The sequence below is a fragment of the Blautia hydrogenotrophica DSM 10507 genome, assembly GCF_034356035.1.
GTDB classification, from domain to species: Bacteria; Bacillota; Clostridia; order Lachnospirales; family Lachnospiraceae; genus Blautia_A; species Blautia_A hydrogenotrophica.
The window spans coordinates 1,639,627-1,664,212 of record NZ_CP136423.1; the positions used below are offsets into that span (position 1 = coordinate 1,639,627).

Below are 24,586 nucleotides of genomic sequence, written 5' to 3' on the forward strand. Positions count from 1 at the left end.
TATATATTAGGAGGTATGACAGTGCTTTTATTTGATATCGTATTTAACGGAAATGACAGCATGTATGCAGAAGCAGAACAGGCAGTCAACGAAGCCATTGCGAAGTATGGAGAAGACAAGGCAGTTGGATTCCCGGATACCGCTTATACATTGGCTTGTTACTATGCGGAGACAGGTACTAAAATCACAAATTTGAAAGAGGCGAAAGAAGCTCTTACATATATTAAGAGCATTATGACCAGAGAGAGACGTCTTCATGACGGATTTATGTCTGGTGTAGCCACTGCTTTGTCAGCAGAGCTGATTGAGGCTATGAAATATATTGATGGTGCTCAGCCATATGAGGCTCCATATCTGGGTCACATGACAGATGCCCAGATTCGTGAGTTGGGTGTGCCGCTGGTAACCGGAGATATTCCAGGAATCGCAGTTATTATCAATGCAGCTCCGACGGTAGAAGAGGCTTGTGCCCTGGTTAAGAGCTATCAGTCTCAGGGTAACTTTGTCTGCTTAGTGGGTGGAATTATTGAGCAGTTGAAAGAAGCAAACTATAAGACCGGATTTAATGTACGTGTCTTCCCGATTGGCGAGAATATTTCTTCTGTATGTCATGCAGTATCTGCTGCGTGCAGAACAGCTATGATTTTCGGTAATATTCAGCCAGGAGATAAGAAGGGACTTCAGGAGTACACCTTCAATCGTTTCCGTGCATTCGTAAATGCATTTGCTCCTTTGGATGAGAAGACGGTTGCTTGTGGTGCAGGAGCGATCTACTACGGCTTCCCGGTTGTGACCAACGATATGGATTACACACCATCTGTGCCGAAGAGCTTGATCAAGCAGCCGAAAGTGGAAGAGTTCAATGCTACTTCTCTGGAAGCACGTGACATTAAGATCAAGATCACCAATGTGGATATCCCAGTTGCTTTCGCATCTGCATTTGAGGGTGAGATTATCCGCCGTGGTGATATGCAGGTAGAGTTTGATGGTTCCCGTGTGGACTGTGCAGAGTTGGTACATACTTGTGAGATGACAGAGATCGAAGATCACAAGATCACTGTAGTGGGACCGGAAGTAGACGACATGGAGCTTGGAAGCAAGAATTCCATTGCCTATGTGGTGAAAGTTGCAGGAAAGAATATGCAGCCGGATTTCGAGCCGGTTATCGAGCGTAAATTCCACAACTACATCAACTGCATCGAGGGTGTATACCACACCGGACAGAGAGACATGCAGAGAATCCGTATCAGCAAAGATGCTTTTGCAGCTGGATTCAAGATCAAACATATCGGAGAGGTTCTGTACAGCCAGGTTAAGAATGAATTTGACGCGGTTGTAGATAAATGTGAAGTTGTGATCTACACAGATCCGGCTGAATGTACCAGAATTCGTCATGAAGTGGCGATTCCGATCTTTAACAAACGTGATGACCGTCTTGCTACTCTGACCGATGAGTCTGTAGACGTATACTATAGCTGTATTCTGTGTCAGGCATTCTCCCCATCCCATGTGTGTGTGGTTACACCAGAGCGTCTGGGACTGTGCGGAGCAGTGTCATGGCTGGATGCAAAGGCTACCCATCAGTTAGACCCGAACGGACCTTGCCAGGAGATTACCAAAGAGCGTGTCATTGACGAGGAGCTGGGTGCATATGAGGATGTCAATGAGGCAGTACAGAAATATTCTCAGGGAGCTTTGGAGAAGGTTACTCTGTACTCCATTATGCAGGACCCAATGACTTCTTGCGGATGCTTTGAGTGTATCTGTGGTATTGAGCCATTCTCCAACGGTGTGGTAATCGCAAACCGTGAGTATGCAGGCATGACTCCTCTGGGAATGACCTTCCCGGAGATGGCTTCTATGACTGGTGGTGGTGTTCAGACTCCAGGATTCATGGGACATGGAAAACACTTTATCGGATCTAAGAAGTTTATGAAGGCAGAGGGTGGTATTGAGCGTATTGTTTGGATGCCTAAAGAACTGAAGGAATTTGTCGCTGACAGACTGAACGCGACAGCAAAAGAGCTCTATGGAATTGATAACTTCACGGATATGATTGGCGATGAGACAGTTGCTGAAGATCCGGAGACTCTGGTAGCTTTCCTGACAGAAAAAGGACATCCAGCGCTTGGCCTGGAGCCAATGATGTAAAAAATAGATTTGCAGAGAATGTGCAGATGATTGCTTCTGCCAATAATACTGCGGCAATTATACACCAGTTTATCCGGGGAATCTATTCCCCGGATAAAAGGTGTGTTTTTGCATACTTTAGTATGTAGAATAGTCTGCGATGTGTAGACGTTCTGCATAGCTGAGTATATGGAAAAAGCTGTCGATGATGGATTTTTCGTATACCTAAGGTATGTAGGGCTGATCGCGTATTTAAAGTCGCACCTTTAAGACGGCGGTTTGCCTGCATAGATTATGAAATGGGAGATGTAAAGGAATGTTAATCAACAGAATCTTCAATGGAAATGACGTAGTTTTTGGATTAACAGAAAATGCTGTGAACGGCGCGGTGGAGCAGCATGGTGCAGACAAGGCAGTGGGATTTCCGCATACGGCTTATTGTCTGCCTTGTTATTATGCAGTTACAGGCGTGAAAATTAAAACGCTTGGAGAGCTGCAAGAAGCTCTGAAAGTTGTCAAATCTCTGATGACCAGAGAACATGAGCTGGAAGACGCATTGATGTCGGGTGTTGCAACGGCTCTGTGTGCGGAGTTTATTGAGGCATTGAAATACCTGGATGGCGCGCAGCCATATGAAGAACCCTGCTATGGCCATTTGGCGGATTCTATTATCCGTGAGATGGGTGTTCCGTTGGTAACCGGGGACATTCCGGGAGTGGCGGTAATCTTAGGAGCAGCTCCGACAGCCCAGGAAGGTGTGGAGCTGATTAAGAGCTATCAGAAACAGGGCATTTTAGTTACTTTGGTCGGAGGAATTATAGATCAAGCCAGGGATCTTGGGTTAAAGATGGGATACAATGTTAGAATTGTGCCTTTGGGGTATGATGTGACATCTGTGATCCACGTAGTATCTGTAGCGCTGCGTGCGGCTTTAATATTCGGCAATGTGCAGCCTGGGGATGCAGGGGCGCTGATTGAGTATACCTCGCAGAGAGTACCAGCATTTGTCAATGCTTTTAAGCCTGTTGATGATGTGATTCTGGCTGCAGGGGCAGGAGCGATCAAATTGGGATTCCCTGTGATATCCAATGAAGATGAAAATATCGTGGAAGTGCCGGGAGCGTTGATTGCGGAATCAGAGGTTTCGAGTTTTAACAAGGTATCCTTAGAAGCTAGAAATATCAAGATTAAGATTACACAGATTGATATTCCGGTGGCATTTGCTTCTGCGTTTGAAGGCGAGATTATTCGTCGCGGAGATATGCAGGTAGAATTTGACGGCTCCCGTGTAGACTGCTGCGAGTTGGTTCAGACAAAAGAGATGGATGAGATTGAAGACCACAAAATCGAGCTCATCGGTCCAGATGTGGATGCATTTGAAGTGGGCAGCAAACATAGTCTGGCCTATGTAGTGGAAGTAGCAGGAAGAAAGATGCAGTCAGATTTTGAATCTGTCATTGAGAGAAAATTCCACAATTATATTAATTGTATCGAAGGTGTTTATCATACCGGACAAAGAGATATGTTCCGGATTCGAATCAGTAAGGAAGCTTATGAGGCAGGATTCCGTGCAAAACATATCGGAGAGGTACTTTACGCACAGGTGATGAATGAATTTGAAGCTGTCGTGGATAAGTGCCAGGTGAAAATTTATACAGATCCGGCTGAGTGTACCCGCATTCGTCATGAGGTGGCCGTGCCCACTTTCAATAAGAGAGATGCCAGACTGGACTCTCTGACGGATGAATCCGTGGATGTGTACTATAGCTGTATTTTGTGTCAGGCATTTTCTCCTTCTCATGTCTGCGTAGTGACACCGGAGAGACTAGGGCTGTGCGGCGCGGTATCATGGCTGGACGCGAAGGCGACGAACGAACTGGACCCCAACGGTCCATGCCAGGTTATCACGAAAGAACGTCCGATTGATGAGAATCTGGGTGCGTATGAGGATGTCAATGAGGCAGTTCAGAAATATTCTCAAGGCGCACTAGAGAAGGTTACTTTATACTCCATTATGCAGGATCCTATGACTTCCTGCGGATGCTTTGAGTGTATCTGTGGTATTGAGCCATTTTCCAACGGTGTGGTGATTGCCAATAGAGAGTATGCGGGGATGACACCTCTGGGAATGACTTTCCCGGAAATGGCTTCCATGACCGGTGGCGGAGTCCAGACTCCAGGTTTTATGGGACATGGAAAACATTTTATTGCCTCAAAGAAATTTATGAAAGCGGAAGGCGGTATTGAGAGAATTGTGTGGATGCCCAAAGAGTTGAAAGAGACGGTTGCGGACCGCTTGAATAAGACAGCGAAAGAGCTCTATGGCATTGACAATTTCACCGATATAGTAGGGGATGAGACTGTAGCGACAGACCCAGAAACGCTCGTTGCATTTTTAACGGAACATAATCATCCCGCCTTGTCAATGGAACCTATGATGTAGTATAATTGTTGTAACTAGGGGTATGCTGTGTCCAGGTGTATCCCATACATAATATTTTATAAGGAGGCTAACGAGAGATGCCGTTTAATCAGAAACCACATAAGTTTAATGCAAAGATTAACACTGTTACCATCGGAAGCGGAGACAAGACAGTTACTCTGGGTGGAGAAAGTACATTTCCGTTTTATACTTTCGATGCTCCTACGGAGAACGCGCCAAAAGTAGGCGTTGAGATTTCTGATATGGGAATGGAAGGTATGTGCGATGGTATCAAAGCTTACTATGAAGGTGCCAGCACGATGGCTGAGATTGCCAAAAAAGCAGTAGAGATGGAAGGAGCAGACTTCCTGGTTCTGTCTTTGGAAGGCGGAGATCCAAACGGAGCAGACAAGTCCATAGATGAGCTGATCGAAGTGGTAAAAGAAGTAGCAAACGCTGTGGACGCTCCACTGGTGGTAGAAGGATGTAAGAATGTTGAGAAAGATGCTGAACTTCTTCCGAAGGTGGCAGATGTTCTTCAGGGAAGAAATGTGCTTCTGCTTTCTGAGAAAGAGGAGAACTACAAAGCGATCGGAGCGGCAGCGGGACTGGCTTATGACCAGATCGTCGGCGCTGAGTCAGCAGTAGATATCAACCTTGCAAAACAGTTGAATGTAGTTACCACACAGTTGGGTGTAAAACCAGAGAAGATCGTGATGAACGTAGGTTCCGCGACAGCAGGATACGGATATGAGTACGTGGTATCCACCATGGACCGTATCAAAGGTGCTGCGTTGTCCCAGAACGATGCAATGCTCCAGATGCCTATTATCACACCGGTTTCTTCAGAGACATATGGCGTAAAAGAAGCAATGGCTTCTGAAGCGGATATGCCGGAATGGGGAGCTCAGGATGACCGTGCAGTATGCATGGAAGTAATCACAGCAGCAGCAGACCTGGCAGCAGGTTCTGATGCAGTGATTCTGAGACATCCTCAGTCTGTAAAAACCATTGCAGCAATGATCAAAGCACTTGCGTAATAGAGAAGATAATAGGAGGATAGAGTTATGGCACTGAATGGTATTCAGATTTTTAAAATGACCCCGAAGAAAAACTGTAAGGAGTGCGGATGCCCTACTTGTATGGCTTTTTCCATGAAAGTGGCTCAGGGTGCAATGGATATTTCCGCTTGTCCGCATATGTCTCAGGATGCGTTGGATGCGCTGTCTGAGGCGACTGCTCCGCCAATGAAGACAATTAAAATCGGAGTTGGCGACAATGAGTACAGCCTGGGCGGAGAGACTGTTCTGTTCAGACATGAGAAGACTTTTGTGAGCAAGACCAGATATGCAGTTGCTCTTTGCACAGATATGGATGACGCAGCTGTGGAAGCAAAACTGGCTGAGATTCCGAAGGTTGATTACGAGCGTATCGGCGAGAGAATGCATGTAGAACTGATCTACGTGAACTGCGGTGAAGGTGCAGATGCTGCGAAATATACTGCGTTAGTAGAGAAAGCAGCTGCATTGGGAAGAACTTTGGTTCTGGGATGTGAAGACCCTGAGATTGCCAAAGCAGCTTTGGCTGTATGCAAAGACAGCAAACCGGTGTTAAACGGTGCAAATGCTTCCAACTATGAGGCGATGAATGCAGTTGCCACTGAGGCAGGCGTTGTGTTGGGTGTTTCTGGCAAAGATTTGAATGAGCTGTATGACACAGTAGCAGCACTGGAGAAAGCTGGAAATAAGAACCTGGTATTGGATGTAACTGGAGAGAATGCTAAGGATACTTTTGCGAACGCAGTACTGGTAAGACGTGCTGCTATCCAGGATGGAGACAGAACTTTTGGTTATCCATCTATTGTAAATCTGGTTAAGATTGCTAGAGGAGATAAGTTTGCACAGGCAGCGCTGGCATCTATGTTTACTATGAAATATGGTTCTGTCATTGTGATGGAAGAGATGACCTACGCAGAGGCGCTTGCGCTGTTTGGCTTGCGTCAGAATGTATTTACCGATCCTCAGAAGCCAATGAAGGTAGAGCCTGGTATTTATCCGATCAACGGAGCAGATGAGAATTCTCTGGTTCTGACAACGGTTGACTTTGCTTTGACTTACTTCGTTGTTTCCGGTGAGCTGGAGCGTTCCGGCGTACCGTGTAACCTGACTGTCAGCGATGCAGGTGGACTGTCTGTTCTGACATCCTGGGCAGCCGGCAAGTTCTCTGGAGGCACAATAGCGAAATTTATCCAGGAAGAAGTAGAGCCTAAGGTGAAATGCAGAAAACTGGTGATTCCAGGAAAAGTGGCAGTTCTGAAGGGGGATATCGAGGCAAAGCTTCCAGGCTGGGAAGTAATTGTTGGACCGAGAGAAGCCGTGCAGTTAGTCAAGTTTTTGAAGGATATGCAGGCTTAATCGAATAAAAACTAAGAAATGTAAAGGAGAACGAGTATGGCAAAATTTGTAGTAATTGGGGAGAGACTTTCAGCGACAGCACCTGCTGTAAATAAGGCGTTTACCGAGAGAGATCCAGAACCAATCCTCTTAAGAGCAAAACAGCAGCTTGACGCAGGTGCTACATATCTGGATGTAAATATCGGACCGGCTGAGAATGACGGAGAAGATCTGATGAAATGGGCAGTACAGCTCCTTCAGAGCAATTTTGACAACGTTCCGCTGGCATTGGATACTGCCAATGCAGCTGCGATTGAGGCAGGTATTTCCGTATACAATCGTGATAAAGGAAAACCGATTGTTAACTCCGCGGATGCGTCAGGAAGAATTCAGTATGTGGACTTGGCGGCTGCAAATGACGCTATTGTCATCGCTCTTTGCAACGGCGAGGGAATCGCGAAAGACAATGACGAACGTATGATGTATATGCAGACGTTGATGGAGCGCGGAATGGAGCATGGAATGGACGTGGAGAATGATATGTGGTTTGACCCGCTATTCCTGGTTACCAAGGGAATGCAGGACAAGCAGATGGAGATTCTCGAGTTCATCAAAATGATCTCTGATATGGGCATGAAGAGTACCGGTGGTCTTTCCAATAATTCCAACGGTATGCCGAAACATATTCGTCCGATTATGGACGCTGCGATGATTGCCATGGCTATGATGCAGGGCTTGACTTCTGCAATCGTAAATCCGAACGATCTTCGTCTGATGGAGACTGTTAAGTCTTGTGATATCATCAAGAATAACAATCTGTACGCAGATTCTTATCTGGAGATCTAATAAAATTTGTTTATCTAAAATGATTTGTGTTCAAGCGTAAGAAAGTCCCTTGTCTGTTTTTTTCAGGCAGGGGATTTTTTGTAATAGGAAAGATCTTGTCATGGTGAATCGTGAAAGCTCTTTCCTATTACAAAAACGCTCCGCTAAGGATGCGCACGCCGCAATAAGGAATTTCACCGCGAGGCGGTGTTGCGGCGGCGCGCAAAGTGGGACGCGCCCCTCAAAGATTGATGGGATGGGGAGTTGAAGTGGGCTTTCCCACTTTGTGCTAAATTACAGCATTGTGAACTATTTAACATGATAATGAAAAATATAACAAAATTATTATAAAATAAATTTTGAATAGGTAATCAATAAAATTAACAAAATTTTTATGCAATTTGCCAGAAAAACTCCGTGATTTGATTGACGATTTTTTAACTTTATGATATATTTTAGATGTGGCAGTTAAGGATGAGCAGAAATCCAGAAGTAGGAAATTGACGTTTCAATTCTAAAATGATAGGTTTTTTCGAGGAAAGATTGTATATTTTCTGTCAATTTTTTGAATTCCTGAAGATGATCTCAGAAGCGAGAAAAGGGCTATTTTGATAGCTGAAAAGGGATTTAGGTTTGAGCTCAGACTTATAGGAAAGATAGGAGAAAGGTGGTTGCCCAATGTACAAGGTAACGTTTGCATTCGAAGACGGGAATGTAGTTGAAACATTTGCAAACACAGGAGATAATCTTCTGGAGATTGCCAGAGAGGCCAACGTGGCTATCGACGCGCCATGTTCCGGAAATGCTTCCTGTGGAAAATGTCGAGTGCAGCTAAAGAGCGGAGAGCTGGATTCAAAGAAGACCCTTCATATCAGTGAGGAGGAGTATCAGGAGGGATGGCGTCTTGCCTGTGTGAGTACGGTCTGTGCGGATGTGACTGTGCTGGTTCCCGATATTGCCTCGGCTTATAAGAGCAGAATGAAGGTGGCAGATTTAAGCTCTAAAGGGGAAATAGCCATTTTTGAGAATGTGAAGAGTGACATTGAACTGGCAGGTATAGAACTGACGAACAGCTTAGATGTGGTGGATGTAAAAATGAGTCCGCCTAGTCTGGATGATACAATGCCTGACAATGAAAGATTAATGAGAGCTCTGAGAAAATATTTGAATATATCCAGGGTTCGTATACCATATTCTGTTTTGCGTAAGCTACCGAATGTGCTTAGAGACAATGATTTCGCAGTAAAATGTGTGGTGCGTACGACTCCAGATGACATGTTTGTCTATGATATTTTTGGTAAGGATGAGGATGTTTTAATCGGTGGTTTGGCGATTGATATTGGTACCACGACAGTTTCAGCGTTGATTATCAATATGGAAAATGGAGAGATTTTGGCTAAGGCATCTGCTGGAAACGGACAAATTCGCTATGGGGCTGATGTTATCAATCGTATCATCGAGCAGCAGAAGCCAGGCGGCACGAATAGACTCCAGAGGGCAGTTATCGACGATACAATCAATCCGATGATTCAGGAAATGTGCAAAAAGGCAGGTATATCCAGAAACTCCATTTATCGTATGTGTGTAGCAGCTAATAGTACGATGAATCATCTGTTTGCGGGCATTAACGCGGATCCGCTGCGCATGGAACCATACATACCAGCATTTTTCAAGACAAATTCACTGTTTGCTTCAGATGTGGGGATTGCGATTAACCCGGATGCACATATAATCGTAGCGCCTAATATCGGAAGTTATGTGGGCGGAGATATCACTGCCGGTACTTTGGTCAGTATGATTTGGAATAAACCCGAGTTTTCACTTTTTATAGATTTGGGAACGAATGGAGAGCTTGTATTTGGAAACTCTGACTTTATGATGAGTTGTGCCTGTTCAGCAGGCCCGGCATTTGAGGGTGGAGATATTAGCTGTGGAATGCGGGCAACAGATGGAGCAATTGAGGCTTGTACTATCGACAAAGAGACCATGGAGCCCACTTACAAGATTGTAGGAGAACCAGGAACGAAGCCTATTGGTTTGTGTGGTTCAGGGATTATTGATATCATCAGTGAGCTCTATATGTGTGGCATCATAGACCCGAAAGGAAAATTTATACGAGAAGGAAAACGCATTCGCCACGATCAGTATGGAATGGGAAGCTATGTGATTGCCTTTGAAGAAGAGGCAGGTTCCGTGAAGGATGTAGAGATTACGGAAGTAGATATTGACAATTTTATCCGTGCAAAGGGAGCAATTTTCTCAGCAATCCGCACGATGCTTGGTTCCCTGGATTTTGATGTGTCTATGATTGATCATGTGTATGTGGCCGGTGGCATTGGTAGCGGAATCAATATGGAGAATGCTGTTAATATTGGTATGTTTCCGGATGTACCGTTGGATAAATTCCACTATATTGGAAATTCGTCTCTGAGCGGAGCTTATGTTATGTTGTTGTCCACGAAGGCAGAGAAGAAAACTTATGAATTGGCGTCTAATATGACGTACATGGAATTGAGTACAGTGCCGACTTACATGGATGAGTTTGTGGGCTCCTGTTTCATACCGCATACAGACACAGGTTTGTTTCCAAATGTCAAGCAGAGATGAGGACAGGAATGGGTACAGACAACGATAAAAGGAGATTATTCACATGGCTTTTGACTTAAACGATTTGGGATATGAGAAAGACAGCAAGGAGAGGATGCCCTGGGAACATTACACAGAGGCTTATCAAAAGGCGGACCCTGAGGAGATTAGCCGTCGGTTAAATCTTCCTTATGATGAGACGCGAAAGGTGTTGACTGTTTATTTTCTGGGCAGTACTTATGAGATCAGTTGGCCGGATTTTCAGGTGTCGCATCTAGACGACTCTGTTGGATATTATCCGCTGGAGGAAATGATCTACGCAAAGATTTTGGTGATTCGTTATCTGTTGGAAGCAGTGGATTCTACACCTAGTGGCGCTTATAAGACTTACCGGGAGATGCCGTGGGGAGAAGTTTATCTGCGGCAATTCGACGGTAGATGCATCAAACGGCTGGCATTTTCTTATGGGAACCGTTTGGAGCAATTTGAAAAGACCATGGAGCGGATGCAGGCAAGGAAAACAAAATTTGGAGACTGTTCTTACGAGGTTGAGTTGGTAAAAAACTATTTCGTCCAGTTTATTTTGTGGGAAGGGGATGAAGAGTTCCCTCCATCGTCTCAGATTCTGTTTTCTGATAACTTTCCCACTTCTTTTTCCGCAGAAGATATGGCTGTCGTGGGAGATGTGACCATTGGGACAATGAAGGAGATAGGAAAAATTCTCTAGCAGACAGTGGAAAACCGAAGTTTTCTGTTGTGGTGAGTAAGCGTAAATGCAGGCAAAGCCCTGCTTTTACATAGAAGTGCTGTTACGCGCAAGTTAAAGGAGGTAAACTAATTATGGGATTCAAAAGTGACATCGAAATCGCACAGGAGTGCACAATGGAACCGATCACCAAGATTGCTGAGAAGGCTGGGATCGATGACAAATATCTGGAGCAGTACGGAAAGTACAAAGCAAAAATCGACTATAATCTGTTAAAAGAGACCGAAGGCAAAGACGGCAAACTCGTTCTGGTAACCGCTATCAATCCGACTCCAGCCGGAGAAGGAAAGACCACCACGACTGTAGGTCTGGCTGACGGACTTCAGAAATTAGGAAAGAACGTTATGGTTGCTCTGCGTGAGCCGTCCTTAGGACCGGTCTTCGGCGTAAAAGGCGGCGCTGCCGGCGGCGGATACGCTCAGGTTGTTCCAATGGAGGACATCAACCTGCATTTTACCGGTGACTTCCATGCCATCGGAGCTGCAAATAACCTGCTGGCTGCTATGATCGACAACCATATCTATCAGGGCAACGCTTTAAATATTGACCCGAGAAAGATCACCTGGAAAAGATGTGTGGACATGAACGACCGTCAGCTTCGTTTCGTGGTAGACGGCCTGGGCGGAAAGACCAACGGAATGCCACGTGAGGACGGCTATGACATCACCGTTGCCTCCGAGATCATGGCAGTTCTGTGTCTGGCAAGCGATATCAACGACCTGAAAAATAGACTGGCAAGAATCGTTGTAGGATATACTTACGGAAAAGCTTCCGAGCAGAAACCGGTAACCGCAGGCGACTTAAACGCACAGGGAGCAATGTGCGCGCTGTTAAAAGATGCCCTGAAGCCAAACTTGGTACAGACCCTGGAGCATGTACCGGCAATCGTACACGGCGGACCATTCGCAAACATCGCACACGGCTGTAACTCTGTCATCGCAACAAAAATGGCACTGAGACTGGGCGATTACGCGATCACTGAGGCAGGATTCGGCGCAGACTTAGGTGCTGAGAAGTTCCTGGACATCAAGTGCCGTATGGCAGGACTGAAGCCAAGTGCAGTGGTAATCGTGGCAACTGTACGTGCACTGAAATACAACGGAGGAGTACCGAAGGCAGATCTGAACAACGAGAACCTGGAAGCACTGGAGAAAGGACTTCCAAACCTGCTGAAACACGTAAGCAACATTAAAAATGTATACAAACTGCCGTGTGTGGTAGCGATCAACGCATTCCCAACCGATACCAAGGCAGAGTTAGACCTGGTAGAGAGCAAGTGCCGTGAGCTGGGCGTAAACGTAGCGCTGTCTGAGGTATGGGCAAAAGGCGGCGAAGGCGGCGTGAAACTGGCAGAGGAAGTCATCAGACTGGTAGAAGAGCCGAACGACTTCACCTACTCCTATGAGCTGGAAGGAAGCATTGAGGACAAACTGAACCAGATCGTACAGAAGATCTACGGAGGAAAGAGAGTTGTGCTGACTGCAAACGCTCAGAAGCAGGCAAAAGAACTGGAAGCGCTGGGCTATGGAAACTGCCCGATTTGTGTGGCAAAAACACAGTACAGCCTGACAGACGATCAGACGAAACTGGGAGCGCCGACCGACTTTGAGGTGACGGTACGTAACCTGAAGATCTCTGCTGGAGCAGGATTCATCGTAGCCCTGACCGGAGAGATCATGACAATGCCTGGTCTGCCAAAGGTACCGGCTGCTGAGAGAATCGACGTGGACGAGACTGGAAAGATTAGCGGATTGTTCTAAATATGTTGGGATGTTGCGGGCTTGAACCGCAGCATCCCCTTATTCAATATGAAACAAAAGGAGACGAAGACAATGGGATTTTCAACAAGTACCTGTACAGAGTTTGTGGAAGTGCTGGCTTCTAAAGCGCCGGTACCAGGCGGCGGCGGAGCGTCTGCTTTGGTCGCAGCAGTGGGAACTGCTCTTGGAAACATGGTGGGAAGCCTGACTGTGGGCAAGAAAAAATATGCGGATGTAGAGGATGAGATGTGGGAGCTGAAAGCAAAATGCGATCAGCTTCAGAAAGATTTCTTACGTCTGATCGAGAGAGATGCGGAAGTATTTGAACCCCTTTCTAAAGCTTATGGCATGCCAAAGAATACAGAAGAGGAGAAGGCAGAGAAGGCAAGAGTAATGGAGATTGTCCTGAAGGAAGCATGCTCTGTGCCGATGGAAATTATGGAAAAATGCTGCGAGGCGATTGAATTGATTGTAGAATTTGGTGCAAAAGGCTCCACTTTGGCGATCAGTGATGCTGGTGTGGGTGCAGCTTTTTGTAAAGCGGCCTTAAAAGGTGCTAGCCTGAATGTATATATTAATACAAAATCTATGGCAGACAGGGCATATGCAGAAGAGCTAAACAAAAAAGCAGATGCAATGCTTGAAAAATATACAAAGATTGCGGATGAGACTTTTGACAGTGTTCTGTCCAGATTAAAATAAGCGGAGGGATTACATATCATGGCAAAACAGTTATTAGGAAAAGAAGTAACCGCAGCTCTCAATGAGAGAATCAAAGCGGACGTTGCAAAGTTACAGGGAAAAGGGATTAACCCGACTCTGTGTATTATTCGTGTAGGTGAGAATGGCAGTGATATCTCCTACGAAAAAGGAGCTACCAAGCGTTGTGAGACTCTAGGGGTTGCTTGTGAGAAGATTTTACTTCCAGCGGACGTATCACAGGATGAACTGTTGGCTACGATTGATAAAGTAAATAAGGACGACCATATTCACGGCGTATTGCTGTTCCGTCCACTGCCGAAACACTTAAATCAGTCTGTGATCGAGAATGCCCTGGATCCTGCAAAAGATGTTGACTGTATGACAGATGGCTCTATGTCTGGCGTGTTCACTGGAAAGAAAGTAGGTTTTCCGCCTTGCACACCTCAGGCTTGTATGGAAATTCTGGATCACTATGGAATTGACTGCACCGGAAAGAAAGCAGTAGTAATTGGAAGAAGTCTTGTAGTTGGAAAACCTGCGGCAATGATGCTGGTTAAGAAAAATGCAACGGTGACTATCTGTCATACGAAAACGGTGGATATGCCTGCAGTTGCAAAAGAAGCGGATATTCTGATTGTGGCAGCCGGACGTGCAGGAGTTGTGGGTGCGGATTATGCGCGTGCAGGTCAGACTGTTATTGATGTCGGCATTAACGTAAATGCGGAAGGTAAACTCTGCGGAGATGTTGATTTCCCAGCAGTAGAGCCGGTCGTAGATGCGATTACTCCAGTGCCAGGTGGAGTAGGAAGTGTTACGACTTCTGTATTGGTAGGCCATGTTGTGGAAGCTGCCATGAGAAAAGCCGGAGAATAATTTCTTTTTGTATTTTATTGAGAGAGCGGGCATATACTAAGAACAGTCCGCTGACTGTGTTGGAAAAAGAATCAGAGGCTACATACCAGACTAAAAGTTGGTGTGCAGCCTCTTTTTGCGTGAAAAGCCCGGCAAGTGGTGCTGCGTGCCGGGGGCACGCGTCTAGCACGGACCGTAGCAGAGCGGAGACTCTTGTTGTGTTCGCACAAGCAGACGGCTGCCGGACTTGCCTACTTTGTTTTTTCAGCACTTGGATTTCTTTGATAGAGATGGTATACTAGAAATGGAAACTTTACAGAGACAATCAATGAATAAAGGACGGAATAGTTATGCATAAAAGTAAATTTTGGAAAATCATGTTGTTGGTGGGTGTGCTCTGTATGGCGACTCCCACGTGGGCAGGTGTGAAGTCAGTGCAGCAGACGGCTGAGATTTCTGAGGAAAGCGATCTGGAAAAAGACTATGAAGCCTTTGAGGAGACGAAGGACCAGATTCTAATCAGTGCTGCTTTGGACGAGAAGGATGAAGACATTTGTCATATCAGTGCAGCTGTGCCTAATATACCTGGGGATGTAGAGAAGGTGACTTTTCACCTGATTCAGAGAGACCAAATAGATGACAAGGGAAAATGGTATAAGGGAAAGAAAAAGTCACAGGAAATTTTTCAGATTTCTCTCGATGAAACAGAGCTGAAGACAGATGTGGCATATGAAGTGAAAGCCTATGCGAAAAAAGAAGACAAATCCAGCATCTATCTGGGGAAGACTGCGTTTCTGATTAGTGAGGAAGAAGTAGCACTAAAGAGGGAAGATGAAAAAGAGAATGAGAAAGAAGAAAAGTCTGAAGCAAGCGTCTCGGCCAATGGTCAAAGCGCATTCGTAGATGATGCCACGAATAATGAGCTGGGCTACTATACGATTATGGGAAATTCTACGGCAACGGTGGAACAGATGGTGAAAGAATATAATTCTCAGTCTGTCGAATATCCTTCAGAGGCACTAGGAAACGGCGGTGCGTCTACCATAGAGGAATTCTGTGAGATTTTGTACGAAGAGTGTGAAAAAGAAGGGGTGCGGGCAGAGGTAGCCTTTGCTCAGTCTATGTTGGAGACTGGCTGGTTGCAGTTTCGAGGAGATTCACAGGTAGAACAGTTTAATTTCGCCGGCTTGGGCACTACGGGAGGTGGAGTGAAGGGAATCTATTTTCCGGATGTTCAGACAGGACTGCGGGCACAGGTACAGCATTTAAAAGCATATGCGTCCAGCGATAAATTAAACGAAGAATGTGTAGACGAAAGATTTGACCTGGTGACCCGAGAGACGGCACCCTATGTGGAGTGGTTGGGAATACAGGAGAATCCCTATGGTGGAGGATGGGCAGCGGGAGCCGACTATGGCGCTAAGCTGCTGAGAATAATTTCTGATTTGAAAGCAATTAAATAAGAAGAAAGCTGGGGTAATATGAGATTTGACATGCACTGTCATACGAAAAATGGATCTCTAGACAGCAAGATAGACATTGAGGAGTATGTGAGAATACTAAAGCAGAAGGGATTTCAAGGAATGTTGGTTACAGATCACAATTCCTACAATGGATATCGAGCTTGGGTGAAATTGAGACGACAAAGAAAAGTTAGGTCGGATTTTGTAGTGCTCAAGGGCATTGAATATGATACTTTGGATGCAGGACATATCATTGTCATTATGCCGAAGAGAATTCATCTTCGAATTCTTGAGGTGAGGGGACTACCAGTGCATATGTTGATACGGATTGTACATCAGTATGGCGGGATTTTAGGACCTGCGCACCCCTACGGCGCGAAATTTTTGAGTGCGATGTGTTCAAAGAAAATGGAAAGAGATAAGAGTCTGGCGGAAGAGTTTGATTTTATCGAAGCGTTTAATACTTGTGAGCTGCCAGAGTCCAATGCCAAGGCCAGGGCTATGACAGTGAAGTATAAAAAGCCCGGACTAGGCGGTTCAGATGCCCATAGAGACGCTTATGTGGGGACAGCCTACACGGATATTGCCTACCCCGTGCGAAATAACGACGATTTGATTTATGCTATAAAGAACGGCTATGTTGTTGGATGCGGGGGACAGGAGAGGGAGCCGAAGGAGAAAAATGTTATTCTCAGAGTGGTTCCGCTAGGAGGGGTATGGAAGGTGTATAACCGCGGGCTGGCTTTGTTGAAGTCTCATACCCGCCGGATGAATCTGGAAAAGATTTTCTGGCTGAATATGCTGAGTACGCAGAAGGAGAAAGAAAAGAAAGAGAAGATTCAGAAAAAAATAGAAGATTCATAGTTTGTTAGAGAAATGCGACATGATTGAAAAGCCTGCTGCTGCGTTAGGAGTTGGAGCTCTGAAAAGGAAGTTTTCAGGGGTTTGGACTCTTAATGCGGTGGCAGTTTTTTTATTTAACAGGAAAAACCTTGTCACAATAGAGTGTGAAAGTTCTTCTTATACAAACACTCCGTTCAATATGCGTATGCTGTAACAAGGTTTTTATTGAAGAAATTTGGAAAAAATTAGTAATAGATAAAATTCCTCTTGGTTTTAAAAATTAAGTGAAAATAGAGAATAAATAATTAATGTTAAAAATTTATCCATATTTCATTATTTAGAAAACTATACGCGTGACTATAAAGTAAAACTTAATAATAGAAAAAAGTTGATAAATAGACATTTTTATTTAAAATGACTTTTAATTGACGAATGGAAGTAGAAAATAAAAGATCATACGTTTTATGTTATAAGGAATTGACAAAAATATTCTGAAATTTTTGTATACTATTGATAGTTAATAAAAATAAGAGGAAAATATAAACAAAATTGAAAAGCTAACTAGAATTATTTGAAAGTATATGTTAAAATGCAATAGACTCGATAATTTAATAACAATATTGTTAACAACATAACAAGGAGGAGGTTAGGCGATGCCAAATAAAAAGACAACGGTTGCTTTTTCTGGGACCGAGGAACAGGAAGAGGCGTTGAGAAAAGTAATTGAGGAAATGAAAGAAGAAAAAGGCGCTTTAATGCCGATTTTGCAGAAAGCTCAGGACATTTACGGATATCTTCCCAAAGAAGTCATGAAAATTATTTCTGATGAGACACAGATTCCAATGGAAAAAATTTATGGGGTGGCAACTTTTTATTCACAGTTTACGCTGAATCCAAAGGGGAAATATCGTATTTCTGTCTGTCTTGGAACAGCATGTTATGTAAAAGGCTCGGGTGATATCTATAATAAATTGATGGAAAAATTGGGGATTGTGGGAGGCGAGTGTACTCCTGACGGAAAATTTTCACTGGATGCCTGCCGCTGTGTGGGAGCCTGCGGACTGGCACCTGTCATGATGATCAATGATGAGGTCTATGGGAGGCTGACTGTGGACGATATCGACGATATTTTGGCGAAATATGAGTAAATACACAGAGGATTGGAGGGGTAAGATGAAATCTTTGGATGAATTGAAAGAAATTCGAGAACAGTATAAAGAAATTCTGGACCTTCGTATGCATGCGTCTCACAAAATTGAGGTGAAAGCAGAAGAAGGAATAGGCCATAAAAAGAAAGCGGTTCTAGTGTGCGGAGGTACCGGTTGTACTTCTTCTGGAAGCCGCAGAGTAATCGAGAGACTAAAAGAAGAAATTAAGAAACAGGGGCTAGAAGAGGATGTCTCTGTGGTAATGACCGGATGTTTTGGACTGTGTGCATTAGGGCCGATTATGATTGTATACCCAGAAGGGGCCTTTTATTCCATGGTAAAAGAGGAAGAGATTCCGGAGATCGTGGAACAGCATCTGCTCCATGGCAAGGTGGATACAAAATATCTGTATAGTGAGACTGTGAAAGGAAATATGGTGCTCCCTTTACAGGACACTCCTTTTTATAAAAAGCAAAAGCGTGTTGCTTTGAGAAACTGTGGTGTGATCAATCCAGAAAAGATTGAGGAGTACATTGGGACTGGAGGCTATGAGGCACTCGGAAAAGTTTTGACCACCATGTCTCCAGAAGATGTCATCGAGGTGATTACAGCCAGCGGATTGAGAGGAAGAGGTGGAGCAGGGTTCCCTACCGGAAGAAAATGGCAGTTTGCCAAAGACAATGATGCAGATCAAAAATATGTCTGCTGTAATGCAGATGAGGGAGATCCCGGCGCGTTCATGGATCGTTCTGTGTTGGAAGGAGATCCTCATGTGGTATTAGAAGCGATGGCGATTGCTGGATACGCGATTGGGGCAACCCAGGGTTACATATATGTGCGTGCGGAGTATCCAATTGCAGTGGAACGTCTGAACATTGCAATCAAGCAGGCCAGAGAAATGGGGCTGTTGGGTAAAAATCTATTTAATACGGGCTTTGACTTCGACATCGAACTGCGTCTTGGGGCAGGAGCCTTTGTCTGCGGCGAGGAGACCGCTTTGATGACATCTATCGAGGGCCATCGAGGAGAGCCTCGGCCCCGCCCGCCGTTTCCAGCAGTCAAAGGTTTGTTCGAGAAGCCTACGATTTTGAACAATGTAGAGACCTGGGCAAATGTGCCTCAGATTATCATGAATGGAGCAGAGTGGTTTTCTTCCTTTGGAACGGAGAAATCGAAAGGAACCAAAGTGTTTGCCCTGGGCGGAAAGATTCACAATACCGGGTTGGTGGAAGTGCCGATGGGGACCACGTTAAGAGAGATTGTGGAAGAAATCGGCGGTGGAATTCCAGGAGGCAAGAAATTTAAGGCTGCACAGACAGGGGGGCCTTCCGGTGGTTGTATTCCAGCAGAACATTTGGATGTTCCTATCGACTATGAGAACTTGATGGCCATCGGATCTATGATGGGGTCCGGCGGGCTGATTGTCATGGATGAGGAGACTTGTATGGTGGACATTGCTAAATTCTTCCTGAATTTTACTGTGGATGAGTCCTGCGGTAAATGTTCTCCTTGTCGTCTAGGAACAAAGCGGCTACTGGAGATGTTGGATAAAATTACTTCAGGAAACGCGACGATGGAAGATTTAGATAAGCTGGAGGAGCTATGTTATTATATCAAAGACAATGCTCTGTGTGCGCTAGGACAGACAGCACCGAATCCGGTACTTTCTACACTTCACTATTTCCGGGATGAGTATATTGCCCATATTGTAGATAAGAAATGTCCGGCTGGAGTCTGCAAGGACCTTCTCGTCTATAAGATCGATCCAGATAAATGCAAAGGCTGTACCCTGTGTGCGAGAACCTGTCCGAATGACGCCGTCATCGGAAAGGTCAAAGAACCTCATACCATAGACCCGAATAAGTGTGTCAAGTGTGGGGCGTGTATGGAAAAATGCCGTTTTGGTGCGATTTACAAGGAATAAGGGAGGAGGCCAGTTATGGACAGTATTAGATTAAAGATTAACGGTATAGAAGTAGAAGCTCCAAAAGGAGCCACTATTTTGGAGGCGGCGCATCTGGCAGATATCCAGATTCCTACTTTATGTTTTTTGAAGGAAATCAATGAGATTGGGGCATGCCGTATCTGCGTGGTTGAAGTAAAGGGAGCTAAGACACTGGTGGCAGCATGTATGCATCCGGTTAGCAATGGAATGGAAGTGTGGACGAACACACCGAAGGTGTTGGAATCCAGGAGGAAAACGTTGCAACTTCTGTTATCTAATCATGATAGAAAATGTCTTTCTTGCGTCAGAAGCGGGAATTGCGAGCTTCAGAATCTGTGCCGGGAACTGAACGTGACCGACGAGACCTACTACGAGGGTGAGAGAACACCATCCGAGATTGATGATTCTGCGGCACATATGATTCGGGACAACAGCAAATGTATTCTCTGCCGTCGTTGTACTGCTGTATGCGACAAAGTTCAGGGAATCGGGGTGATAGGTGCGAATGAGCGCGGATTTTCTACCTATATCGGTTCGCCATATGGAATGGGATTAGGTGAGACTAGTTGTGTATCCTGTGGGCAGTGCATTGCAGTATGTCCTACCGGAGCACTTCAGGAGAAGGACTATACAGATCAGGTGCTGGCGGCGATTGCGGACCCTGAAAAATATGTAGTCGTTCAGACAGCTCCGTCGGTTCGGGCAGCTTTAGGCGAGGAATTTGGATATCCCATTGGAACGGATGTGGAAGGAAAAATGGCAGCCGCACTTCGTAGAATGGGATTTGACAAAGTCTTTGACACAGATTTCAGTGCAGATTTGACAATCATGGAAGAAGCTCATGAGTTCCTGAACCGAGTGCAAAACGGAGGTGTTCTCCCATTGATTACTTCCTGCTCTCCGGGGTGGGTGAAATACTGTGAACATTATTTTCCAGATTTGTTGGACCATCTTTCAAGCTGTAAGTCTCCTCAGCAGATGTTTGGAGCAGTCACAAAGACTTATTTTGCAGAGAAGATGGGCCTGGATCCAGAGAAAATCGTATGTGTCAGCGTGATGCCGTGTACTGCCAAAAAGTTTGAGATTGGCCGTCCAGATCAGTCGGCAGCTGGTGTTCCAGATGTAGACATTGCGATTACGACCAGGGAGCTGGCACGTCTGATTAAACGCTGCGGTATCAATTTTGTAAATCTTCCGGAGGAGACGTTTGATGATCCGTTGGGTGAGTCCACAGGAGCAGGTGTGATTTTCGGAGCTACAGGTGGTGTTATGGAAGCAGCTCTGCGCACAGCAGTGGAGACTCTGACCGGGGAGACCTTAGGAAGCTTGGATTTCGAGGAAGTCCGCGGGACTGAGGGAATTAAGGAGGCATCTTATCTTGTAAATGGCCTGGAAGTAAAAGTAGCAGTAGCTTCTGGTCTAGCAAATGCTAGGGAAATATTAGAGAAGATTCGTAGGGGAGAAGCAGATTATCATTTTATTGAGATTATGGCTTGTCCAGGCGGATGTGTCAATGGAGGCGGACAGCCGCAGGTACCGGCTGAGGTACGCAATTTCCAGGATATACGCGCACTGAGGGCAAAAGTTTTATACCAAAACGATACACAGAAAGCGTTGAGAAAGTCCCATGAGAATCCGTCAATTCAAAAACTGTACGCGGAATATCTGGGAGAACCTGGAAGCCACAAGGCGCATAAAATTCTGCACACATCCTATATAAAACGTGTGGTTAACGAATAGGAAAGCGGATATTTTATAAACAAGGAAAAGGATGGGTAGCAAAGATGAAGGTTATCAACTTCAAAGATGCAAGCTGTAGACACTGTTATAAGTGTGTGAGAAATTGTGAGGTAAAAGCGATATCTGTTCAGAATCAGCAGGCCAGAATCATAGAGGAGGAATGTATCTACTGTGGGCATTGTCTCGAAGTCTGTCCTCAAAACGCGAAAACCTTTGCCAGTGATCTGGACCGTATTCAGGGATTTATACGGAGAGGAGAAAAAACAGTTGTGTCCATAGCGCCTTCTTATTTGGGGTTGCTGCCTTTTGAAAAACCGGGACAGGTGGTGGGAGCTCTGAAAAAACTGGGCTTTCACCAGGTGAGAGAGACGGCAGAGGGAGCTGCGTATGTGACGGCAGAGTATGGTAGGCTCATAAGAGAAGGAAAGATGGCGAACTTGATAACTACTTGCTGTCCCAGCGCCAACAATTTGGTGGAAAAGTATTATCCTGAGCTCACTCCGTATCTGATGCCTGTGGTCTCTCCTATGATTGCTCACGGGAGATTGATCAAAGAGATCTATGGGAGGGACACTCGGGTGATCTTTCTCGGGCCCTGTATTGCAAAGAAGCAAGAGGCGGAAGGGGACGAAAGGGTTGCTTTCGCAGTAGACGCAGTTCTGACCTTTGAAGAGCTACTGGAATGGATGGCGCAAGAAGAGATGGAAATGGCTCAATGTCCTGATCTTCCTATGGACAATCCAAACCCCATGGTGAATCGGCTCTATCCTGTGGAAGGAGGAATTCTGGCATCTGTGAAAGCTGAGGTGAACCAAAGCGTCTATCAGTGGCTGTCTGTGGATGGCATGACTTCCTGTATGGAGTTATTTGAGGCCATGAGGAGACAGGAGCTGAACCACTGTTTCATTGAGGTGAATATCTGTGAAGGAGGCTGTGTCAAAGGACCGGTCAGCAGCGCCAAAAATAAAAACTGGGTGGTACCCACTTTGCAGATTCAGAGACAGGTGAGGCATCGAAGCCCCTTCGTGTTTGAAGACTGGAAGGTCCCCATGGAAAAACAGTTTTCTTCTTTGCAGATACCCGTCCAGGAACCTACCAAAGTAGAGATAGACAGAATTTTGAGAAGAACAGGAAAGTACACACCGCAGGATGAGCTGAACTGCGGAGCCTGTGGCTATCCCACCTGTCGGGACAAAGCAGTGGCTGTCTACTATGGAAAGGCAGAGCTGGATATGTGCCTTCCCTATGCGGTCACAAAGGCAGAGTCCATGGCAAATGTAATCATAGACGAGACTCCCAATTATATTTTTCTGACTGACAGGCATATGAAGATTATGGAGTGCAGCAAGAAGTGCCAGGAGGTACTTGAGATTTCCAGGGAAGAAATCCTAAAGAGTTATCTGTATGAATACATAGATGTGCAGGATGTGGAAAAAGTCCTGAACACTAGAAGGAATATTATCAACAAAAAGGTTAAGATGGAATCTCTGGGAATTTGGGCTTTGGAGATTATTATCTATGTGGAAAAATCTGCGTCTCTGCTGGTGATGTTCCAGGATGTCTCAAAAGATGAAATTAATAAGGTGAAAAATCTTAAATTAAAATTGGAGACGGTGGAGATGGCACAGGATGTCATCGACAAGCAGATGAGAGTTGCCCAGCAGATTGCTGGACTGCTGGGGGAGACTACGGCGGAGACGAAAGTTACGCTGTCAAAGCTCAGGGATTCTATTCTGGACGATGGGGAGGAGGCGCAGGATGTCATTCGGAACGGACATTGCTTGGAAAAGTCTGAATAAGCATGGGGAAGAGCTGTGCGGGGATATGGTAAAGATTGTCAGGACGAAGGACTCCGATATTGTGATTTTAGCAGATGGTATGGGAAGTGGAGTAAAGGCCAATATTCTAGCCACGCTGACTTCTCAGATTCTGGCCACGATGCTCTTAAAAGGAGCAAGTATTGCGTCCTGTGTGGAGACCATCGCAAAAACTCTGCCCATCTGTCAAGAGAGAAATGTGGCCTACGCCACTTTCTCAATTCTTCAGATTTACCGGGATGGCCAGGCCTATCTGGTGGAGTACGACAATCCCTCCTGTGTCTTTATAAGAGACAGAAAGATCGTAGCCTATGAAGCCGAGGAACAGATCATAGATGGGAAAAAAATCAAGGAATATCGGTTCCAGGCGAAGGAAAATGACTGTTTTGTACTGATGAGTGACGGCGTAATCTTCGCGGGAGCTGGGGAACTGCTGAACTATGGGTGGACTTGGGAGAGTATGGCGGAGTATACCTTGCGCTGTACCAGAAATACCATGTCTGCGTCCCGTCTGGTGAGTATGCTCTCAGGGGCATGCAATGATTTGTACGAACAACGTCCGAGAGATGACACTACAGTTGTGGTGGTTAGAACCAGAAAAGCGCAGATTGTCAATCTTCTGACCGGACCGCCAGCGGACGAGAAGGATGATGAGAGGATGGTGCGGGATTTGATGGAATCCGAAGGGAAAAAGATTATCTCCGGGGGAAGTTCTGCCAATCTCACGGCCAGAATTCTGAGAAAAGAGATTGTCACCCACGTGAACTATGCGGACCCGTTCATTCCTCCTACGGCATCCATAGAAGGAATCGATCTGGTGACAGAGGGTGCTCTGACCTTGGCAGGGACTTTGAAGCTGCTGCAGAAGTTTGAACGGTCTGAATTTGATGAGGAGTTTTTCCGTGAGTTGGACCAGGACAATGGAGCGTCAAAGTTGGCGAAAACCTTGATCGAAGAGTGTACACAGCTTCACCTATTGGTGGGGACTGTGGCGAACCAGGCTTACCAGAACTCAGAACTTTCTTTTGACATTAGTGTGAGAAAGAATCTTGTGACCCAGATCAAAGAGACAATGGAAAAGATGGGAAAGACGGTTACGGTTCAATATTATTAAAAAAACGGCCTGAGATGGCATCCGCGGGATATTTGTCCGCGGTACCTCTCAGGCGTTTTTATGTTGCAGTAAACCTTAAA

General features: G+C 45.4%; 17 protein-coding genes. All 17 read left to right on the plus strand.

Annotation, left to right across the window (positions count from 1 at the left end):
• Positions 1-21: 21 nt before the first annotated feature.
• The 17 genes from acsB (BLHYD_RS07660) to BLHYD_RS07740 all read left to right on the plus strand — a co-directional run bounded on the left by acsB (BLHYD_RS07660) (position 22) and on the right by BLHYD_RS07740 (position 24,506).
• The gene (gene acsB / locus BLHYD_RS07660; protein WP_040350265.1) at positions 22-2,151 is read left to right on the plus strand and encodes an acetyl-CoA decarbonylase/synthase complex subunit alpha/beta; all 2,130 of its coding nucleotides are present in this window, start codon (positions 22-24) and stop codon (positions 2,149-2,151) included.
• 295 nt (positions 2,152-2,446) lie between these two features.
• On the plus strand, positions 2,447-4,573 hold the full coding sequence (acsB, locus tag BLHYD_RS07665; protein ID WP_005945338.1) for an acetyl-CoA decarbonylase/synthase complex subunit alpha/beta: 2,127 nt from the start codon (positions 2,447-2,449) through the stop codon (positions 4,571-4,573).
• Positions 4,574-4,650: 77 nt separating this feature from the next.
• The gene (acsD, locus tag BLHYD_RS07670) at positions 4,651-5,592 is read left to right on the plus strand and encodes an acetyl-CoA decarbonylase/synthase complex subunit delta (protein ID WP_021844525.1); all 942 of its coding nucleotides are present in this window, start codon (positions 4,651-4,653) and stop codon (positions 5,590-5,592) included.
• A gap of 27 nt (positions 5,593-5,619) precedes the next feature.
• On the plus strand, positions 5,620-6,966 hold the full coding sequence (gene acsC / locus BLHYD_RS07675) for an acetyl-CoA decarbonylase/synthase complex subunit gamma (protein ID WP_021844524.1): 1,347 nt from the start codon (positions 5,620-5,622) through the stop codon (positions 6,964-6,966).
• A 36-nt stretch (positions 6,967-7,002) separates the two neighbouring features.
• Positions 7,003-7,791 carry a carbon monoxide dehydrogenase/acetyl-CoA synthase methytransferase subunit gene (acsE, locus tag BLHYD_RS07680; protein WP_005945347.1) on the plus strand — a complete coding sequence of 263 codons (789 nt, stop codon included), beginning with the start codon at positions 7,003-7,005 and terminating at the stop codon, positions 7,789-7,791.
• Between the two features lie 657 nt (positions 7,792-8,448).
• The gene (acsV, locus tag BLHYD_RS07685) at positions 8,449-10,377 is read left to right on the plus strand and encodes a corrinoid activation/regeneration protein AcsV (RefSeq protein WP_005945350.1); all 1,929 of its coding nucleotides are present in this window, start codon (positions 8,449-8,451) and stop codon (positions 10,375-10,377) included.
• Between the two features lie 43 nt (positions 10,378-10,420).
• Positions 10,421-11,083: a DUF3786 domain-containing protein gene (locus BLHYD_RS07690; RefSeq protein ID WP_005945353.1), complete on the plus strand. Its 663-nt coding sequence runs from the start codon at positions 10,421-10,423 to the stop codon at positions 11,081-11,083.
• Positions 11,084-11,196: 113 nt separating this feature from the next.
• Positions 11,197-12,882, plus strand: a complete 1,686-nt coding sequence (locus BLHYD_RS07695) for a formate--tetrahydrofolate ligase (protein WP_322141402.1) — start codon at positions 11,197-11,199, stop codon at positions 12,880-12,882.
• A gap of 72 nt (positions 12,883-12,954) precedes the next feature.
• Positions 12,955-13,584: a cyclodeaminase/cyclohydrolase family protein gene (locus tag BLHYD_RS07700; protein ID WP_021844734.1), complete on the plus strand. Its 630-nt coding sequence runs from the start codon at positions 12,955-12,957 to the stop codon at positions 13,582-13,584.
• An 18-nt stretch (positions 13,585-13,602) separates the two neighbouring features.
• A complete protein-coding gene (locus tag BLHYD_RS07705; protein WP_005945359.1) occupies positions 13,603-14,457 on the plus strand; it encodes a bifunctional 5,10-methylenetetrahydrofolate dehydrogenase/5,10-methenyltetrahydrofolate cyclohydrolase in 855 nt (284 codons plus the stop codon).
• 329 nt (positions 14,458-14,786) lie between these two features.
• The gene (locus BLHYD_RS07710) at positions 14,787-15,899 is read left to right on the plus strand and encodes a glucosaminidase domain-containing protein (RefSeq protein ID WP_005945364.1); all 1,113 of its coding nucleotides are present in this window, start codon (positions 14,787-14,789) and stop codon (positions 15,897-15,899) included.
• Positions 15,900-15,917: 18 nt separating this feature from the next.
• Positions 15,918-16,763 carry a CehA/McbA family metallohydrolase gene (locus tag BLHYD_RS07715; protein ID WP_005945366.1) on the plus strand — a complete coding sequence of 282 codons (846 nt, stop codon included), beginning with the start codon at positions 15,918-15,920 and terminating at the stop codon, positions 16,761-16,763.
• A gap of 632 nt (positions 16,764-17,395) precedes the next feature.
• Entirely contained in the window at positions 17,396-17,890 is a 495-nt protein-coding gene (gene nuoE / locus BLHYD_RS07720; RefSeq protein WP_005945372.1) for an NADH-quinone oxidoreductase subunit NuoE, read from the plus strand.
• Positions 17,891-17,915: 25 nt separating this feature from the next.
• Positions 17,916-19,814 carry an NADH-quinone oxidoreductase subunit NuoF gene (gene nuoF / locus BLHYD_RS07725; RefSeq protein WP_081447101.1) on the plus strand — a complete coding sequence of 633 codons (1,899 nt, stop codon included), beginning with the start codon at positions 17,916-17,918 and terminating at the stop codon, positions 19,812-19,814.
• Between the two features lie 15 nt (positions 19,815-19,829).
• A complete protein-coding gene (locus BLHYD_RS07730) occupies positions 19,830-21,575 on the plus strand; it encodes an NADH-dependent [FeFe] hydrogenase, group A6 (RefSeq protein ID WP_005945377.1) in 1,746 nt (581 codons plus the stop codon).
• 44 nt (positions 21,576-21,619) lie between these two features.
• Entirely contained in the window at positions 21,620-23,374 is a 1,755-nt protein-coding gene (locus BLHYD_RS07735; RefSeq protein WP_005945380.1) for a [Fe-Fe] hydrogenase large subunit C-terminal domain-containing protein, read from the plus strand.
• Positions 23,334-24,506, plus strand: coding sequence for a SpoIIE family protein phosphatase (locus tag BLHYD_RS07740; protein WP_005945383.1), 1,173 nt, complete (start codon positions 23,334-23,336; stop codon positions 24,504-24,506). The genes BLHYD_RS07735 and BLHYD_RS07740 overlap by 41 nt, the downstream gene beginning before the upstream one ends.
• Positions 24,507-24,586 lie beyond the last annotated feature (80 nt).